Source organism: Candidatus Planktophila sp., from assembly GCF_044232745.1.
Lineage (GTDB): Bacteria > Actinomycetota > Actinomycetes > Nanopelagicales > Nanopelagicaceae > Planktophila.
In genome coordinates, this window is record NZ_JBIILI010000009.1 from 18,535 (window position 1) to 34,549 (window position 16,015).

At 45.2% G+C, this 16,015-nt stretch carries 13 protein-coding genes; 8 read left to right on the forward strand and 5 right to left on the reverse strand.

The window, feature by feature from the left end; translation table 11 throughout:
- The first annotated feature begins 30 nt into the window (after positions 1-30).
- From AC9UGD_RS05605 to AC9UGD_RS05615, 3 genes are read left to right on the forward strand one after another with little or no spacing between them, the layout of a single operon-like run.
- Positions 31-849, forward strand: a complete 819-nt coding sequence (locus tag AC9UGD_RS05605; RefSeq protein ID WP_509570715.1) for a glycosyltransferase — start codon at positions 31-33, stop codon at positions 847-849.
- The gene (locus AC9UGD_RS05610; protein ID WP_509570718.1) at positions 846-2,372 is read left to right on the forward strand and encodes a glycosyltransferase family 2 protein; all 1,527 of its coding nucleotides are present in this window, start codon (positions 846-848) and stop codon (positions 2,370-2,372) included. Before AC9UGD_RS05605 ends, AC9UGD_RS05610 begins: the two co-directional genes overlap by 4 nt.
- Before the next feature lie 4 nt (positions 2,373-2,376).
- Entirely contained in the window at positions 2,377-3,714 is a 1,338-nt protein-coding gene (locus AC9UGD_RS05615) for a glycosyltransferase (RefSeq protein ID WP_509570720.1), read from the forward strand.
- A 6-nt stretch (positions 3,715-3,720) separates the two neighbouring features.
- On the opposite strand, the gene AC9UGD_RS05620 is transcribed toward AC9UGD_RS05615, so the two are convergent.
- Entirely contained in the window at positions 3,721-5,157 is a 1,437-nt protein-coding gene (locus AC9UGD_RS05620; RefSeq protein WP_509570723.1) for a GuaB1 family IMP dehydrogenase-related protein, read from the reverse strand.
- 32 nt (positions 5,158-5,189) lie between these two features.
- On the opposite strand from AC9UGD_RS05620, the gene AC9UGD_RS05625 reads away from it, so the two are divergent.
- Genes AC9UGD_RS05625 through AC9UGD_RS05635 form a run of 3 tightly spaced genes read left to right on the forward strand, consistent with a single transcriptional unit; the run spans position 5,190 to position 7,734 of the window.
- Positions 5,190-6,116 carry an ABC transporter ATP-binding protein gene (locus AC9UGD_RS05625; RefSeq protein WP_509570725.1) on the forward strand — a complete coding sequence of 309 codons (927 nt, stop codon included), beginning with the start codon at positions 5,190-5,192 and terminating at the stop codon, positions 6,114-6,116.
- Entirely contained in the window at positions 6,113-6,925 is an 813-nt protein-coding gene (locus AC9UGD_RS05630) for an ABC transporter permease (protein WP_509570728.1), read from the forward strand. The genes AC9UGD_RS05625 and AC9UGD_RS05630 overlap by 4 nt, the downstream gene beginning before the upstream one ends.
- 41 nt (positions 6,926-6,966) lie before the next feature.
- Positions 6,967-7,734: an ABC transporter permease gene (locus tag AC9UGD_RS05635; protein WP_509570746.1), complete on the forward strand. Its 768-nt coding sequence runs from the start codon at positions 6,967-6,969 to the stop codon at positions 7,732-7,734.
- On the opposite strand, the gene AC9UGD_RS05640 is transcribed toward AC9UGD_RS05635, so the two are convergent.
- On the reverse strand, positions 7,731-8,318 hold the full coding sequence (locus AC9UGD_RS05640; protein WP_509570730.1) for a D-alanyl-D-alanine carboxypeptidase family protein: 588 nt from the start codon (positions 8,316-8,318) through the stop codon (positions 7,731-7,733). The two genes, AC9UGD_RS05635 and AC9UGD_RS05640, sit on opposite strands and share 4 nt — an antisense overlap.
- A gap of 138 nt (positions 8,319-8,456) precedes the next feature.
- On the opposite strand from AC9UGD_RS05640, the gene AC9UGD_RS05645 reads away from it, so the two are divergent.
- Both AC9UGD_RS05645 and AC9UGD_RS05650 read left to right on the forward strand, forming a co-directional pair.
- The gene (locus AC9UGD_RS05645) at positions 8,457-9,851 is read left to right on the forward strand and encodes an aspartate aminotransferase family protein (protein WP_509570733.1); all 1,395 of its coding nucleotides are present in this window, start codon (positions 8,457-8,459) and stop codon (positions 9,849-9,851) included.
- Positions 9,852-9,869: 18 nt separating this feature from the next.
- Positions 9,870-11,108: a Glu/Leu/Phe/Val family dehydrogenase gene (locus AC9UGD_RS05650; RefSeq protein ID WP_509570736.1), complete on the forward strand. Its 1,239-nt coding sequence runs from the start codon at positions 9,870-9,872 to the stop codon at positions 11,106-11,108.
- On the opposite strand, the gene pcp is transcribed toward AC9UGD_RS05650, so the two are convergent.
- The 3 genes from pcp to AC9UGD_RS05665 form a co-directional block, all read right to left on the reverse strand.
- Positions 11,105-11,689, reverse strand: coding sequence for a pyroglutamyl-peptidase I (gene pcp / locus AC9UGD_RS05655; protein WP_509570739.1), 585 nt, complete (start codon positions 11,687-11,689; stop codon positions 11,105-11,107). The two genes, AC9UGD_RS05650 and pcp, sit on opposite strands and share 4 nt — an antisense overlap.
- Positions 11,690-11,699: 10 nt before the next feature.
- A complete protein-coding gene (locus tag AC9UGD_RS05660; protein WP_509570741.1) occupies positions 11,700-13,373 on the reverse strand; it encodes a hypothetical protein in 1,674 nt (557 codons plus the stop codon).
- Positions 13,373-16,015 (reverse strand): fibronectin type III domain-containing protein (locus AC9UGD_RS05665; protein ID WP_509570744.1); only part of this gene is annotated, 2,643 nt, incomplete at its 5' end. The genes AC9UGD_RS05665 and AC9UGD_RS05660, both read right to left, overlap by 1 nt.

A 16,015-nucleotide genomic window follows, 5' to 3' on the forward strand; every position in this document is an offset into this window, starting at 1 on the left:
GGCAGATTTGATTATTGGTAGTCTTGGCACATGACATCGAATCCAATTAAGACAATGGATCGATTCACCTCATTTTCACAGGAAATAGAAAGCCTGCAGGCTCTACGTAAGTCTCGAAGATCTGTCATTAAAAAATATCCAAGGATAAGCGTCCTAGTCTCGACACTTAGAGCAGACGATCTCTCAAATTTACTTGACCAGCTCCTTGATCAAACCCTAGCTGCCTTTGAATTGATTCTAGGTTTGCATGCATTTGAGTTGTCACAATCGCATAAAAAACAAATAGCTGCTCTCAAGCGCCGAAAAGTGAATGTGATTGTAGAGAAATATTCTCACGATAAAACTTTGGGAATGATTCTCACTTCATTAGCATCGCAATCAACCGGTGAATTCATTGCAAAAATGGATGATGATGACTACTACGGGCCAGAACACCTTCGTGATTTAGTAGATGCCGCACTTGATACAGGTGCAGATGTTGTGGGACGGGCTATGAATTATGTTTACCTGGAGCCTTTGCAATTGACGGTGCGTAGATTTAAACCTCATGGGACACAGGCAGTTGAACTATGGAGTGATTGGGTATGTGGTGGAACTATTTTGGCTAAGTCAGATGTTGCAGAAGCAGCAGGTTGGTTTGGAGAGGGCAACACTGCAGTTGATACATATTTGCTCAGTAATGTTGTAAATAACGGCGGGAAAATCTGGCGCACTTTTGGGGCCGGATACATTTATCGTCGAACCTTTACTTTTCACACTTACGTTACTAATTACTCCAAGTATTTAAATGGCGCTAATGAGCAAGTGGTCGGAATTTGGGACCACCCAATCTTTGGAAAAAAACGATGAGATACGAGCCATATCGTTTTGCCCGTCCCCAGGGGCTTTCCCTTGTGTCAGATCCGAAATTATCTGTTGCGATAGTAATTGCCTGCCGTGATGGCCAAGAAAAGCTTGATTTAGTTTTAGCCTCTCTTTCTGTGCAAAGTTACCCAACATCATTAACTTCGGTTTACGTTATTGATGATGCAAGCGCAAAACCACTAGTACTCCCTAAGATCAAGCCTGCAAAAACCAAGCTGATTTCCTATAAAAATGCAGCAGGCCGATGGGGGAAAACTGCTGCAACAAATGATTGTGTTGCGAAACTGCGCGAGGATGTCCTCTGGTTTATCGATGCGGACATGATTTTTGATGCTGATCATTTAGCTCACCACATGAAATGGCATCACGACAATGATGATTACGCTGTTCTGGGTTGGAAGCGTTTTGTTAAGAGTTGGAACTACACACCTGAATCTCTGATGAAATCCATAAAAGCTGGCGAATTTGATCATTTGCATACTGAGAGCTGGGGTAAGGATCTTTGGGAAGAACGAGTTACGCGTACTCACGATTTGGAAAAACCAGAATTAGATGGGTACAGATCTTTTGTAGGTGCAACATTTTCTATTCGAAATCAGCAATGGCGTTACCTTGGTGGGTACGATCGCAACTTTATTACAGCCGAAGATACTGAGTTTGGTTGGCGAGTTTTTATAAATGGTTTGCGCACCGTCGCCGATCGCCAAGCTAAATCTTGGCATCTGGGCTATAGCACTGTTGAATCTAATAAAGAGTTAATTCATCGACATAATGATCCATTGCTTGCACAACTTGTTCCGCAGATGCACAGCGTGCGTGCAAAGAACGCTTTTAATTGGTCGATACCAACTTATCAAGTCTTCTTAGATGTTCGCGATTCAACTCTTGATCAATTATTAGATCTTCGTGCCAAGCTTCTGAAACTTCCAGGCACAAACGCGCACTTCACTCTTTTGGCAGCTTGGAATGTTCTGGATCACAGATACTCACCGCTAGATGATTCCCATAGTGACCTTCGCGAAATACACAATTGGCTACAGGGCGACGCTGAATACTCATTTGAGAACATAGGTTTTGATTCACAGTTGGTGATTGAAGAGCTCATTGAGGGATTCACACACGGACCAACCCCTTATTACATTTATGCGGAAGCTGCTGGTGATTTCGACCTGAAAGACCTTATTGATTACCTTCTCTCAAGCCAAAACGGGCTAGTCGGTATTGTAAATAAGAAAGATCAAAGGGCCTTTGCTGTATTTGCCCCAGCCCTTGCACGAGCGTTAACACTGGACACACCTCTATATAAATCAATTGAGCGACAGTGGGGTGTTCTTTGGATGAGCGATGATCAATTTGCAGCTATAAATAAGGGTAAACATAATCGCCTTGTACGTTTCTTCCGATACCTAAAGCGTGAAGGAAAGAAAATTAACTCTCCAAAGCAGCTCTTTATCTTTGTGCAAAAGGTGATCTCATTACTTCTGAGAAAAGTTCTACGTCGTGGATAAACCGATGATTATTCTCGCCACAAGCAATGGAATTGGGATGGGTCACTTGGCCCGAGCGACTGCAGTTGCAGAAGAGCTCAAAAATACCGCGCAACCAATTATTGTTTCCGTAGCTGGGGGAATTTCAGAAATACCAGAAGTTATTGGAATACCTTGCGAATACATTCCTGGAAAAACTCGCCGTTGGATGCCGGCGCATCGTTGGGATCGTTATTTTAGAGATCGTTTAATCGCTATCGCTGATGAGACCGGGGCAAAGGTTATTTCTTTCGATGGAGTTGTTCCTTACCCAGGATTTATTGCAACCAAATTAAAGCGCCCAGATCTGACAATTGTTTGGGTTCGTCGAGGCCTATGGCAGAAAAACATTCTCCGCTTTGCTCTTCCATTTCAATCTCACTTAGTAGATGCGATTATCGAACCAGGCGATATTGCACGTGCTTACGACCACGGGCCAACCTCTAAACGCAAAGACGCGATATTGACCTCGCCTGTATCCCTCTACTCTAAAGCTCGCGCACATACTCGTGACGATGCACGTAAAATCTTAGGACTCGACAGTGATCGCCCTGCAGTATTAGTTCAACTCGGTACGGGCGATGATGATATGAACGAAAAGATGCGTGCCGCTCTTGGTGGTTTACTTGATTGGCAAGGATTACAAGTTGTCTTAACTAAAAATCCAGAGGACGCACACGGCATAAGTCTTGTTCCAGCTGGACTAAATACCAAAATCCAGCGCTATTTCCCACTGGCAGATGTACTTGCAGCCTTTGATGGCGCTATTGCAGCTACTGGATATAACAGTGTTCATGAACTATTGCCGGCACAAATCCCAACTGTGCTGATTTCAAACATTCGCGGTACTGATGATCAAGATGCTCGAGCTAAGTGGTGCCATGATCAGGGCTACGCACTGCGTGCTGATCACGCCAATTTGTCAGACATAACCGCAACAGTGAGAAAATTAAGTGATGCGCAATTGCGAGAGAATCTACGCAACAAGTGCGCAGAACTTTCAGACACCAGTGGTGGAAAGCAAATTGCTGAAATTTTGCTTGGTCTGGCTAATTCTGCAACAAAAAAGCCAAGTAAAAGAGTTACAAGATTTTTTCTCACCCAAGTAATTCATAAAGCGACCTACCTGTTTCGTTTGGTTCGTCCCTACAAAAAGATTGCCATCATGGACAATAAACCGGCACTCTTTAGCCAAGAAATTTCAGCAGAATACTTACGTTCTCATATCAAAGGTAATCAACGATTTGAACATTTGATTGATGGTGCATCAAAGAGCTATGTCGATGTCCGCCATCAAATCGCTAGTAAAGCTTACGACCTTTAAAACCTATTAATTACTCCACGAAGAATGTAGTGGTCGTCCTTCGGCGTAACCTGCTGAAGATTGAACTCCAACAGTTGCTTTCTCTGCAAACTCTTCGATGTTTTTTGCACCGGCATATGTAAAGGAAGAGCGAACTCCGGCGATGATTTCATCCAATAAATCTTCAACGCCTGGTCGTGCAGGGTTTAAGTACATTCGAGATGTTGAGATTCCTTCTTCAAAGAGCGCTTTACGGGCGCGATCAAAGGCATCTTCCTGGGATGTTCGCGCTGCAACAGCACGTGCCGATGCCATTCCGAAGGATTCTTTATACAAGCGACCATTCGCATCACTTTGAAGATCCCCTGGAGATTCATAAGTTCCGGCAAACCACGATCCGATCATTACTTGTGATGCACCTGCGGCTAGTGCCAGCGCAACATCGCGCGGATGGCGGACTCCGCCATCGGCCCACACGTGTGCGCCAAGCTTTTTAGTCTCTGTTGCGCACTCCAAAACTGCTGAAAATTGTGGGCGTCCTACGCCTGTTTGCATGCGAGTAGTACACATCGCGCCAGGACCGACACCAACTTTTACAATGTTTGCACCAGCTTGTACTAAATCATGAGCACCTTGTGCGGTTACAACATTTCCGGCAACGATTGGAATTTGTGGGTTAATAGATCTAATGGCAGTCAAAGCTTCTAGCATTTTCTTTTGGTGACCGTGGGCAGTATCTACAACTAAAACATCTGCGCCAGATTCAATCAACGCTGCCGCTTTTGCCGCGACATCTCCATTAATTCCAACTGCTGCAGCAATTCGTAAACGTCCCTTTGCATCAAGTGCCGGTGAATACAAAGTTCCACGCAGTGCACCCAAGCGCGTCATGATTCCAACGAGATCACCATTACTTGCAACAACTGGTGCCAATTTGTGGCGATGTTGATTCAAAAATTCAAATGCTTCGCGAGCGCCAAGCGTGTCTGGCATTGTTGTTAAATCTTTACTCATGACCTGATGCAATTGCGTAAAGCGATCTACGCTCTTGCAATCCTCTTCAGTAATGATTCCTACAGGTTTTCCACCTTCAACAACTACTACTGCGCCATGTGCGCGTTTGTGTAACAAACTAACTGCATCTGCAACTGTTGATTGGGGTGACAAAGTAATTGGAGTATCAAAGAAGGGGTGACGTTCTTTCACCCATGTAATTACTGAATCAACAACAGCATGCGGAATATCTTGTGGAATAACAGTTAAACCACCGCGACGTGCCATTGTTTCTGCCATGCGTCGCCCTGCAATAGCTGTCATGTTTGCAACAACAAGCGGAATCGTTGTTCCGGTTGCATCTATCGCCGAAAGATCGACATCCATTCTGGATGAAAGTTCAGATCTGCTTGGCACCATGAAAACATCGTCATATGTCAGGTCGTGGGTAGGTTCATTTATGAATCGCACGTAGGCAAACAATACTCAGGTAGACTAGAAGAATGTCTAAACCACTCATATCTGTACGTGGATTAACCAAGGTTTTCGGGGATTTCACCGCTGTAGACGGCATTGACTTTGATGTTGCCAAGGGTGAGTCCTTTGGATTATTAGGTCCCAACGGCGCTGGTAAATCAACCACTATGCGCATCTTGGCCGCAACATCTACCCGCACATCAGGCACTGTTGAAATCTTGGATAAAGATCCAGAAAAGTTTGGTCCTCTTGTTCGCGCGCACTTAGGTGTTGTGCCACAACAAGACAACCTGGATGGTGAACTAACTGTTAGCGAGAACCTGTACATCTATGGTCGCTACTTTGGTCTTTCAAAGAAGTTTATAAAGGGCAAGATCGAAGAACTTCTTGAATTCGCACAGCTTGAAGAAAAACGTGATGTTAAGGTAGAAGACCTCAGTGGTGGAATGAAGCGCCGCCTAACAATTGCGCGCGGGCTTGTTAGCGAACCAGACATTTTGTTGTTGGATGAACCGACAACAGGTCTAGATCCACAAGCACGACATATTTTATGGGATCGCTTATTCCGCTTAAAGGAACAAGGCGTGACTCTGGTATTAACCACACACTTTATGGATGAAGCTGAACAGTTGTGTGATCGTCTTGTCGTAATGGACAAGGGTGCGATCATGGCTGAAGGTTCACCACAAGGTTTGATTAAAGAGTATTCAAGCAAAGAAGTTCTTGAGGTTCGATTTGGTAGCGATCGTAATAAAGAGGTAGCTCCACAGTTAACGCAAATGTGTGAACGTATGGAAATTTTGCCAGACCGAATTTTGATGTACACCGAAGATGGTGAAAAACTTCTAGAACAAATTGCCGCTGCCAAGATGCATCCCACTACTTCGTTGGTTCGTCGAAGCTCACTTGAAGATGTGTTCTTGCGTTTAACTGGAAGAACATTGATTGAATGAACACCGGTATTGATGTTGTTCAGATTCAGCGCTTTGGAGCTTTGTATATAGCTTCGGCGCGTTTGAAATCTATGGCTAAATGGAAAACAATCATTACTGTCGTAGACGTCGGAAACCCTTTGTTTTACTTGATTGCAGTCGGTGTCGGCATTGGCGTGCTGGTGGAACAAGGATCCGGTACAAGCGGCACAAATGGCATTAAATACATTGCTTTTATCGCACCGGCGCTCCTGGCTAACTCTGCGATTACCGCTGTTATGGATGAAACAATATTTCCAACTATCGAAGGCTTTAAGTGGCGCAAACTTTTCTTTGCCCAAAATGCAACACCAATTACTGGACGCCAAATTGCGCTGGGTGTTTATCTATCCGCACTGTGCCGAGCGCTATTTAGCGTTTCGATTTACTACGTTTTACTTCTTGCATTTAATGTCGTGAATTTTGGCTTAAGTATTTTGCTGATCCCGACAGCAATTCTGGGAGGCGGCGCATTCGGTGCCGTCGTTTTGTTTGCTGCAGCAAGAATTGAAAAAGTCGATCAGTTCTTTAACATTCTAGGTCGCTTAGTAATCATGCCGATGTTCTTATTTTCCGGAACATTTTTTCCTTTATCTTCGATGCCAATTTACTTGCAACCAATTGGTTGGGTTTCACCACTATGGCATACGACAGAACTTGGGCGAGAAGCTGCTTTTGATTACGGAATCAGCACTTTTATGGTCACAGTTCACTTAACATTCTTATCAACCTTAGTAATAGTTGGACTTACCCTTGCGAGGCGCCAATTTGAACGGAGGTTGGCTAAGTGAGTGCTGCTGTTGAAATTGCAGAAAAGAGTAAAACTACTGCGATGTATGCCGGTCGTCCTCATGTGTTACTAGAAAGAGGTTGGCTAGCTTTTAGATCTACTAACTGGATTCCTGTTGTCACTGGATTTGTTGAGCCAGTTCTTTTCTTATTGGCTTTTGGATATGGCATGGGAAATCTTGTTGGAGATATAACCACTGGCGACACAACTATTGATTACACATTGTTTATTGCACCAGGATTGTTGGCTAACAGTGCTATGAATGGTGCGATCTATGATTCCACCTGGAATGTCTTCTGGAAACTCAATGAGTCAAAGTTGTATAAGACAATGCTTTCTACGCCGCTTGGGCCTTTGGATATCGCCCTTGGCGAGATCAGTTGGGCGCTTATTCGTGGCCTGATTTACTCAATAGGTTTCCTAACCGTTGTCACCGCACTGGGGCTTACCCCAAGTGTTTGGGCGCTGCTAGCAATCCCTGCGGCATCTTTAGTCGCATTTGGCTTTGCCTCATTTGGAATGGCTGTGACATCTTTCTTCAAAACCTACCAACAAATGGGTTTCATAAACATAATCCTTTTGCCAATGACTTTGTTCTCGGGCTCGTTGTATCCGATTTCTGTCTATCCGGATTGGGTAGAAAAGATCATCATGGCACTACCTTTATGGCACGGGATTGAATTAGTCCGCGCATTCTGGTTTGGAACTATTAACTCTGGCGTCTTAGTTCACATTGCATACTTCGTTGTAATGATTGCTGCAGGACTATTTGTTACATCACGCAGATTACGAGCATTGTTCCTTCGCTAATCCTTACTGAAAGTTGCATCAGGTACTAGAGCGGGACATTTCCAACCCGGAGCAATCACTGGCTCGAAATGCCACCATTCGTTGTCAAATACACGACACAACCCAAACTTGGATCCATTAACTTCTAACCAACCTGCTGCGATTGGTTCATCCGGATAATTCACATCTATCGCAACACCCCATGGATGGTGTGAAACAAGTGGTGGTGCAACCCACTTACTTGCCTCGGCTGTGCTTCCGTATTTTTTTATTGCCTGTGCAAACAAAGTTTTTTGGCGGGACAAAGATCTATACCCAGATGCGATGTACAACGCCTGTCCATCTTTTTTTGCAGCGGCTTGGGCTGCTTTAAAGCGGTACATAAGTTGTTTATCGATTGCGGATGGACGGATTAACGAGCGTGGAATTGCCCCAGCACCCAAAGAAAATTCAGTTTTTTCACACCCTTTTATTACATTTGAAATACGTATTGTGTAATCACTCTTTTTTGCACAACTTAAGGGAATAGTGTCCGACGCATGAGAAACCCCGCTTATGGCCAAAAAAGCCAATAAAAAGGCTAAAAATGCCCGACTTTTACGCATGCCGCCAGTCTAACGGGGTTGCTTTTTAATTAAAGAGTGAGAGAATTGCCAAAGTTAAGAAATTAACTAAAACGAACCGGGAGAGTACTTCTCAAACGAGTTTCAAAAGCTGAAACCTTTGCCGTACAAGTTTTACAAATGCTGACACAGAGTAATCACAAGCAAACATTTAGATTCGTCCCATCAACATCAGTTCCAGTAGACCCGCAGAGGGTTGAAGCTATTCTCAAGCAAGAATGGGAACTATTCACTAAAAGTACTGGCAAGAGCGCCGAAGAGAGCCGGCGTTCATTCAAATCTTTGCCTCTAGGTGTCACATCAAGTTTCCAACACTGGGATCCATATCCAATTTCAATCGTCTCTGCCAAAGGCGCATATATGACCGATGTTGATGGTCGCCAGCTTTTGGATCTGTCTATGGGATTCGGCGCAATGTTCGCTGGACACTTAAACCCAACTGTTATCGAAGAAATTCAAAGTTCACTAACAACAGGAATGCTTTTCGTAACACCATCACCAACTTCAACTGATGCTGCAGAAATGATTTGTAAGCGATTTAAGATTGATCAAGTCCGCTTTACAAATAGCGGCACCGAATCAACGATGTATGCAGTCCGTGTCGCGCGCTCAGCCTCAGATAAAATGGGAATTCTTAAGGTCGAGGGTGGTTACCACGGTAGCTACGATCCTTTTGTTGTTTCAGCCAAACCGCCCCTAGACAAGGCTGGCGATCCAGAAGAGCCAACTGCGGTTATGGATTCCAACTTAGTACCAGGTGACATTTACGTTGTTCCTTACAACAATATTCCTGCACTTGAAGCAATGTTTGAAAAGAACGCTTCAAAGATTGCTTGCTACATTGTTGAGCCAGTTCTAGAAAACCTTGCAATCATCCTGCCGGATGCTGGCTACTTAGAGCGGGTTCGTGAACTCTGCGATGAGTACAACGTCATTCTTATCTTTGATGAAGTTAAGACAGGCCTAACAGCAGGCGCCCATGGTGCATCTGTTCGCTTAGGTGTTGAACCCGATCTAATCACTCTTGCTAAATCAATTGGTGGCGGAGTTCCATTGGCTGCATTTGGTGGAAAAAAGAAGTACATGGACTTTGTAACAAACGGCAAAATGGCGCACTTCGGAACATTCAACGGTAATCCCCTTGCAATGGCGGGTGTTCGCGCAATTGATCGCCTTTGTTCAGATCAAGCACTTGCTGATGCTGAAACATTGAATCAGCAAGCATTAAATCGCATTAGTGAAATCATTGATGAGTACCAATTACCTGCACACACAGTTGGATTTGGCGTAAAGGGTTGTGTTACTTGGTCCACTACGCCAGTTCGCAACTACCGTGATTACAAAGCGACAGACTTTGGTATCGCTGAAGCTCACTGGTTGTTTGCACTAAACCGCGGAATCATAACTCCTCCGGGTCTTGATGAGCAGTGGTTGATCTCATTGGCGCATGGCCAAAAAGAGATTGATCTACTTGTTGAAGATTTCCGCGAGTTTGCTAAAGCACTTCGTAGTTAACAGATAAGGATAAGACTGGTGACCAAAGAGTCAGCACTCGATACCGCACGACAACAGCTTCAACGAGCAGTTCAGCTACTTGAGCTATCCGAAAATGATTGGCAGACACTTTCTACGCCACGTCGTATTCTTGAAGTAGCAGTTCCGTTGCGCCGCGATAACGGTGATGTGGAAATGTACAAAGGCTTCCGTGTTCAATATTCAACAACCCGAGGGCCATCAAAAGGTGGTGTGCGTTTTCACCCATCAATTGATATGGAAGAAACTGTCGCACTCGCAATGTTAATGACCTGGAAATGTGCACTCACTAATCTGCCTTTCGGTGGCGCAAAGGGTGGAATTGCCGTTGATATTCGTGATTTATCTGAACGTGAAAATGAACGTCTAACTCGACGGTACACATCGGAAATTCTTCCCATCATCGGTCCTGAACGCGATATTCCTGCACCGGATGTAGGAACTGATGAGCGCAACATGGCCTGGATGATGGATACATACTCTGTAAACGCTGGATACTCCGTGCCAGGTGTTGTAACAGGTAAGCCAATTGTTTTGGGTGGATCGCTAGGAAGAACTTCAGCAACTGGTGATGGTGTTGTAATTTCAACAATCGAAGCTTTGAAAACTTTAGGAATTGATCCGAAGGGTGCAACCGTTGCAGTTCAGGGTTTTGGCAAAGTTGGTTATTGGACCGCTCTTGGTCTTGAAAATCTTGGACTTAAAGTAGTTGCTGTCAGCGATGTTGATGGCGCTGTTACTGGTTTTAAAAGCGTGGCCGCACTGTGGGCCTATTTCACCGAAAACCGCTCACTCAATATGCCCGGCACCGACAAACTCACGCAGGAGGAGTTGCTCCACCTAGATGTAGATGTATTAATCCCTGCAGCTTTATCCGATGCGATTACCGAAAAAACCGCCCCTGGAATTAGAGCCAAGATTGTTGTTGAGGGAGCCAATGCTCCGACAACTCCTGGCGGAGACCAGATTCTTGCTGGAAACAAAGTATTGGTGGTGCCAGACATCCTTGCTAACTCTGGCGGTGTAATTGTTTCTTACTTTGAGTGGGTGCAGGATAAGCAAAACTATTTTTGGACCGTTGAAGAAGTGAAATCCAACCTTAACGACATAATGATGCGCGCTATAAGAGAAGTTGAAGCACTTGCTGCTTCCAAACATGTTTCATGGCGAGAGGCTGCACATATGATCGGTGTTGGCCGTGTTGCCGAAGCCCACAAACTTCGCGGTTTGTACCCTTAAGCGACTACTTCAAGCATAGCTCGAACTGCTGTAACCATTTGATCTAAAGGCATTGTAGGCAACCCCGGAAATTCGGGGGCCTGTGAATCCATTAATGGTACGTGTACAAATCCACTTCGAACATTTGTTCCTGCAAACTTGTTCTGTGCGACATAAAAAACGTGATTACATAGAAACGCACCTGCGCTTAATGAAACTGTTGCAGGAATCCCCTGAGCTTTCATTGCATCAACTATCTCGTTTAGTGGAAGAGTTGAAAAATACGCATCAGGGCCATCGGCAAGAATTTTCACATCGTTGCGAATCACGCCCTCGTTATCTGCAAGTCGTGCGTCATCCAGATTAATCGCAATTTTTTCAGGAGTAATTGACGTACGTCCTTCAGCCTGACCCAAACAGATAACGACATCTGGGTTGTGTTCTGCGATCAATGAAAGCAATTGCTCAGCTGATTGGGTGTATGCCACTGGCAAAATTGCGGTAACAATGTTGTCGCCACTAATCTGCTTTACAATTTCACCCGAAGGGTTCGATGTTGCAGTTCCGAAAGGTTCAAAACCTGTAAGCAATACTGTGGCCATGCCTTAAGTATTACCCAACAAGCCATGATGCGATATCAACGCCCTTTACGACTAAAGCCATTAATATGAAAACTGCTACCCCACCGATTCGATAGATCTTTCGACCATTTTCTGTGGTCTTCCAATCAGTTTGTGGTGCATCCGTGACCGCATCTAAATAGTGCAAGAAGAAGCCAGGTAGAGCCATAACAACAAAACTCCACTTCAAAAAGGCTTCTGGTGTGCTGAAAGCGCCTTCAATTAAGTTGGCTGCAAATGCCATCACGAAGATCATGACAACTGTCTTCAATACACCCTTTGGAAGATATAACTTCTTCTTAGGAAGTTTATCCTCAAGCCCTAAGGCTGAAAGTTGTGGGATAACAAATAGCAAGGATCCCAAAGCTAAGTGTAATGCTGACTCAACAAATGGAACCGCCATACCCTGGAAAACAATGACCTTGTAAATTAGCGAACGAATCTTTTCATTATAAGTTCGAGGTTTAATCTCTACATGTAATTCACGGAGTCGCATAGGGTAGTGCTCAACGGAAATATCTTCCAAGGTTAGTCTTGCAACCAATAAAACGGCCGCAATAATTCCTAACTGCGTTCCATGAGAAGTAATTGGTAACTGAAGATGGGCCAATCCATTCATGGCAGCAACCATTTTAGTAACGACCCAAAATGTGAGCAACGCGCCTAACGCATAATCAGTAAATCGCTCCCAAAGATCGTCTTGGTTTCTAATAAGTCGTCTAAATGGTCTAAAGGCGCTAGCTAATAATGCGGGGGCAAAACAGAGCACTAAAACTCCAACCGCTGTTAATAACTCAGCCCGAGTAGTGATGTTGCCTGTAAACAAGGTAGCCACAAAGAAAATGCCGCCCGCTAAAAATCCGGCAAATGCGTCGAAAATTGCGACCGCCATAATCGCGGCAACAATTGTCCAAGTAGGCGGCAAGGATTGGTTATTTACATTCGAAGTAGCCATTACTCCCAGGATCAATCCTGTTGGGATCAATAAAGAAGAAATTGATCCCAAAATTGCCCGAAGAGTGTTTCCGTCTTGAACTGTACGAATAAGGAGTGGAGAAATTCCATTAAATCGGTGGGATAAAGAAATGAAGAATGAATCGCTCCTGCTAGTTAATGGAGAACGCCATGTCTTTGATAAATCTCCCCAACCCGGTTCATTTTTTAGAAGCTTCAGTGCTCCAGATGAAACAGATTGCAAAGACTCTTGCTCTTGATCTTGTTCCTCATCACTCTTCTTTTCTTCACGCTTCGCCGCTGCCAAGCTAGCAAGGACGGCAAAAGCAGCTAATTGCAAGCTTTTTGTAGTCTCCGGATCTTTCATTGGATCATAAGACTTAAGACCGCTAGTACTTTCGTTTATCTTCACTGGCTCTACTGGTACTGGGTCCGTAGGCAAAACTAAATTGGGACAATTATCATCCCATTGCACAATTCCATCATTATCTTTACAAAAAGGAATTTCTTTTTTGCTTACAGTTCCTTTGTCGTCGTAGACCTCGATTGTGAAGGAATGATGACCTGGTGGAACATTATCCGGTATCACAATGTCAAGATCTTCAGCTTCTGCTTGAGTAATGCGATCGATTACCACTTCTTCTTTTGCTAGAGAGTTAGGAAGAACTAGAAAATTGAGTAGCAGCAGAATAAATGCGAGTGATTTTTTCACTAATTTCCCTTCACATTCACTGTGACTTTAATTTTTTGGCCTGGCTTTAAACCTGTCACTGTTGCTTGTGCTGAGTTTTTGCTGGTCGTGCTGCTTGGCTTGGCGACAATTGTTGCTTTTGCTGGCACTTTTGCTGCCGCTGCTTTCGCTGCCGCTGCAACTTTGGTCGCGAGACTTGCATCAGCTGCAGTTTTTGACGCAATCGCAATTTTCGCTAATGCTTCTGATTTTGCTGTCAAAACTTCCTCAGCCTTAACCGCTGCGATTTGCGCTGCCGTTGCCGCTGAGGTCTTTGCAGCTTCTTGTTCTACTGAAGCTGCTGCTGCTTTCTGAACTGCGGTATTCGCTGAAGCTTGTAGCGCTGAAATTTTTGTCGAGATTTCTTCTATCTTCTTTTCAATTATTGCTCTTTCCTGCAAATCTGCTGCTTTCACAGACTGTTCAGCTAAAGCAGATTTTTCATTCAGTGCGACAACAACTGCGTCAAGAGATTTCTGTGCTTCCGAGGTAGATGCGATTTGCGCTTCTGTTGCTCTTAGCTCGACATCTGCCGCAGCTTTGGCAAGCACTGCAGTCTCTGAGGCTTGTTTTTGGATAGCTGGGATCAGAGCCGATGCTTTTTCAGAATCTTTAAATGCTGCAGTTGCTACGACTTTGGCAGAATTAGCTTTTACTAAAGCCGCATTTGCAGCCTTGTTTGCTGCTGTTTTTGCTGCAGCAGCTATCTTGTCTGCCTGTGCGATTGATGCGGCGGTAGCTGTTTTAGAAGCCAAAGCACCTATCGCGATGTCAACTTTTCTGTTTGCGTTGCTTGCTGCAACTTGAGCAGTGGCTACCTTCTTTGCCGCTGCTGCGGCTTGTTGAACAGTTACTGCAGCTACATCTGCAGCTTTAACCGCACTTGGTGTTGCTACAACTTTTGTCGCCGCCGCAGCTGTTTCCTTCTTCAAAGCTTCTAGCGCATTTTCGGCTGTATCAATTGCTGCTTGTTGTGCTTCAGCTGCCGCCTTTGCCAATGCCGCTGCTTTTGCCGCTGCTTGATCCGCTTCTGCTTTTACCAAAACTGCCTTCGCTGCTGCCTCATCCGCTTCCTTTGCAGCTGTCTCTGCGGCTGTCTTATCGACTACAACTTTTTCCGCCACAGTTTTCGCTGCAGCATCAGAAATTATTTTTACTTCGGCAGGAGGTACAACTGGTACTACCGGTACTACCGGTACTACCGGTGCAACAGGAACAACTGGTGCAACAGGTACTACCGGTACTACTGGTACTACCGGTACTACTGGTGCTGTTGGAGTTGCTGGCTGTGAGGGATCAGAAGGCGATGACGAACCACCATCGTTAGTAGCTGTTGTTGTGAAGGTGTAGGCGATTGCATTTGTTAAGCCGCTGACAACACAGGAGCCAGATGCAGCTGCAATGGTGCAGGTTTTTCCAACAACGGCAACACCATTTTGATATGCCTGAACTGTTTGTGAGGTTGCAGCCCCACCTGTAGTAGGTGCGCTAACGGTAACGCTCACCTGCATATCTCCTGCAACTGCAGTAGGAGCAGCTGGTGTTCCCGGCGGTGTTATATGTGTTGAATTATTTGTCACGCTGCTAGAGGTGAAGCTGGCAGCATCATTGCCTGCTAGATCTTGAATTGCATTGGCATCATTTGATCCAGTCGGATCTGTGTAACTGGCCAATACTGTTGCGCCTTCATCAATAGCTGTTGCAAGAGTGAGCACCACAGTTGAGCCTGAAACAACGGCGCTAGATACTGCAACTGGGCTTGCATTTGCTGCGATCACATAGGCGCCTGTGGCAGCAGTTGTTGCAGATAGTGGCTCGCTATAGGTCAATGTCAGGGTCAATCCATCTGCGGCAAGAGTTGCGCTGATCAATGTTGGTGGGCCTTGATCTACTGGTGTGACAGATACTGAAGTTGAGGCAAGAGAATCTCCAGCTGAGTTAACCGCCTTGAGAGTAATTGTGTAGGCGGTGGCATTTGTCAGGCCGGTAATAGTTATTGGAGATGTGGCATCTGCTGGATTTAATGGCAGATAGTTTGTGCCATCGAGTGAGTACTTGTAATTTGTAATCGCTGCTCCGCCATCACTGCCAGGTGTGAAGGAGATTGTTGCAGCGCCATCTCCTGCGATTGCAGACAGGGTTGTGGGAGCACCAGGTGCGATAGCTGCAATGGCGGCTGTGACCAAAGAGGTTCCTACTACTCCAGAAGGTGCTGAGCTATTAGTTGCGGTCACAACTGAGCGAATAAAGCGTGTGGCATCTGCTGCGGTAAGGGTGTAGGTGGAGTTAGTCTGCGATGGAATATCTGCGCAGGTAGTTAAATCAGTAGCGCTGGTGCAGCGTTGCCACTTGTAGGAAAGAGTCGGTGTTGGTGTTCCAGAGAAGGTAACAGCAGAGGTAAGAAGCTGGCCATTTCGCAAAGTTCCAGTTGGCGCACTCGTTGATGTGACAACTGGTGCAACAGGAGTTGCTGTAGGAGTTGCTGCAAGCGAGGCAGCAGAAGGCGATGACGAACCACCATCGTTAGTAGCTGTTGTTGTGAAGGTGTAGGCGATTGCATTTGTTAAGCCGCTGACAACACAGGAGCCAGATGCAGCTGCAATGGTGCAGGTTTTTCCAACAAC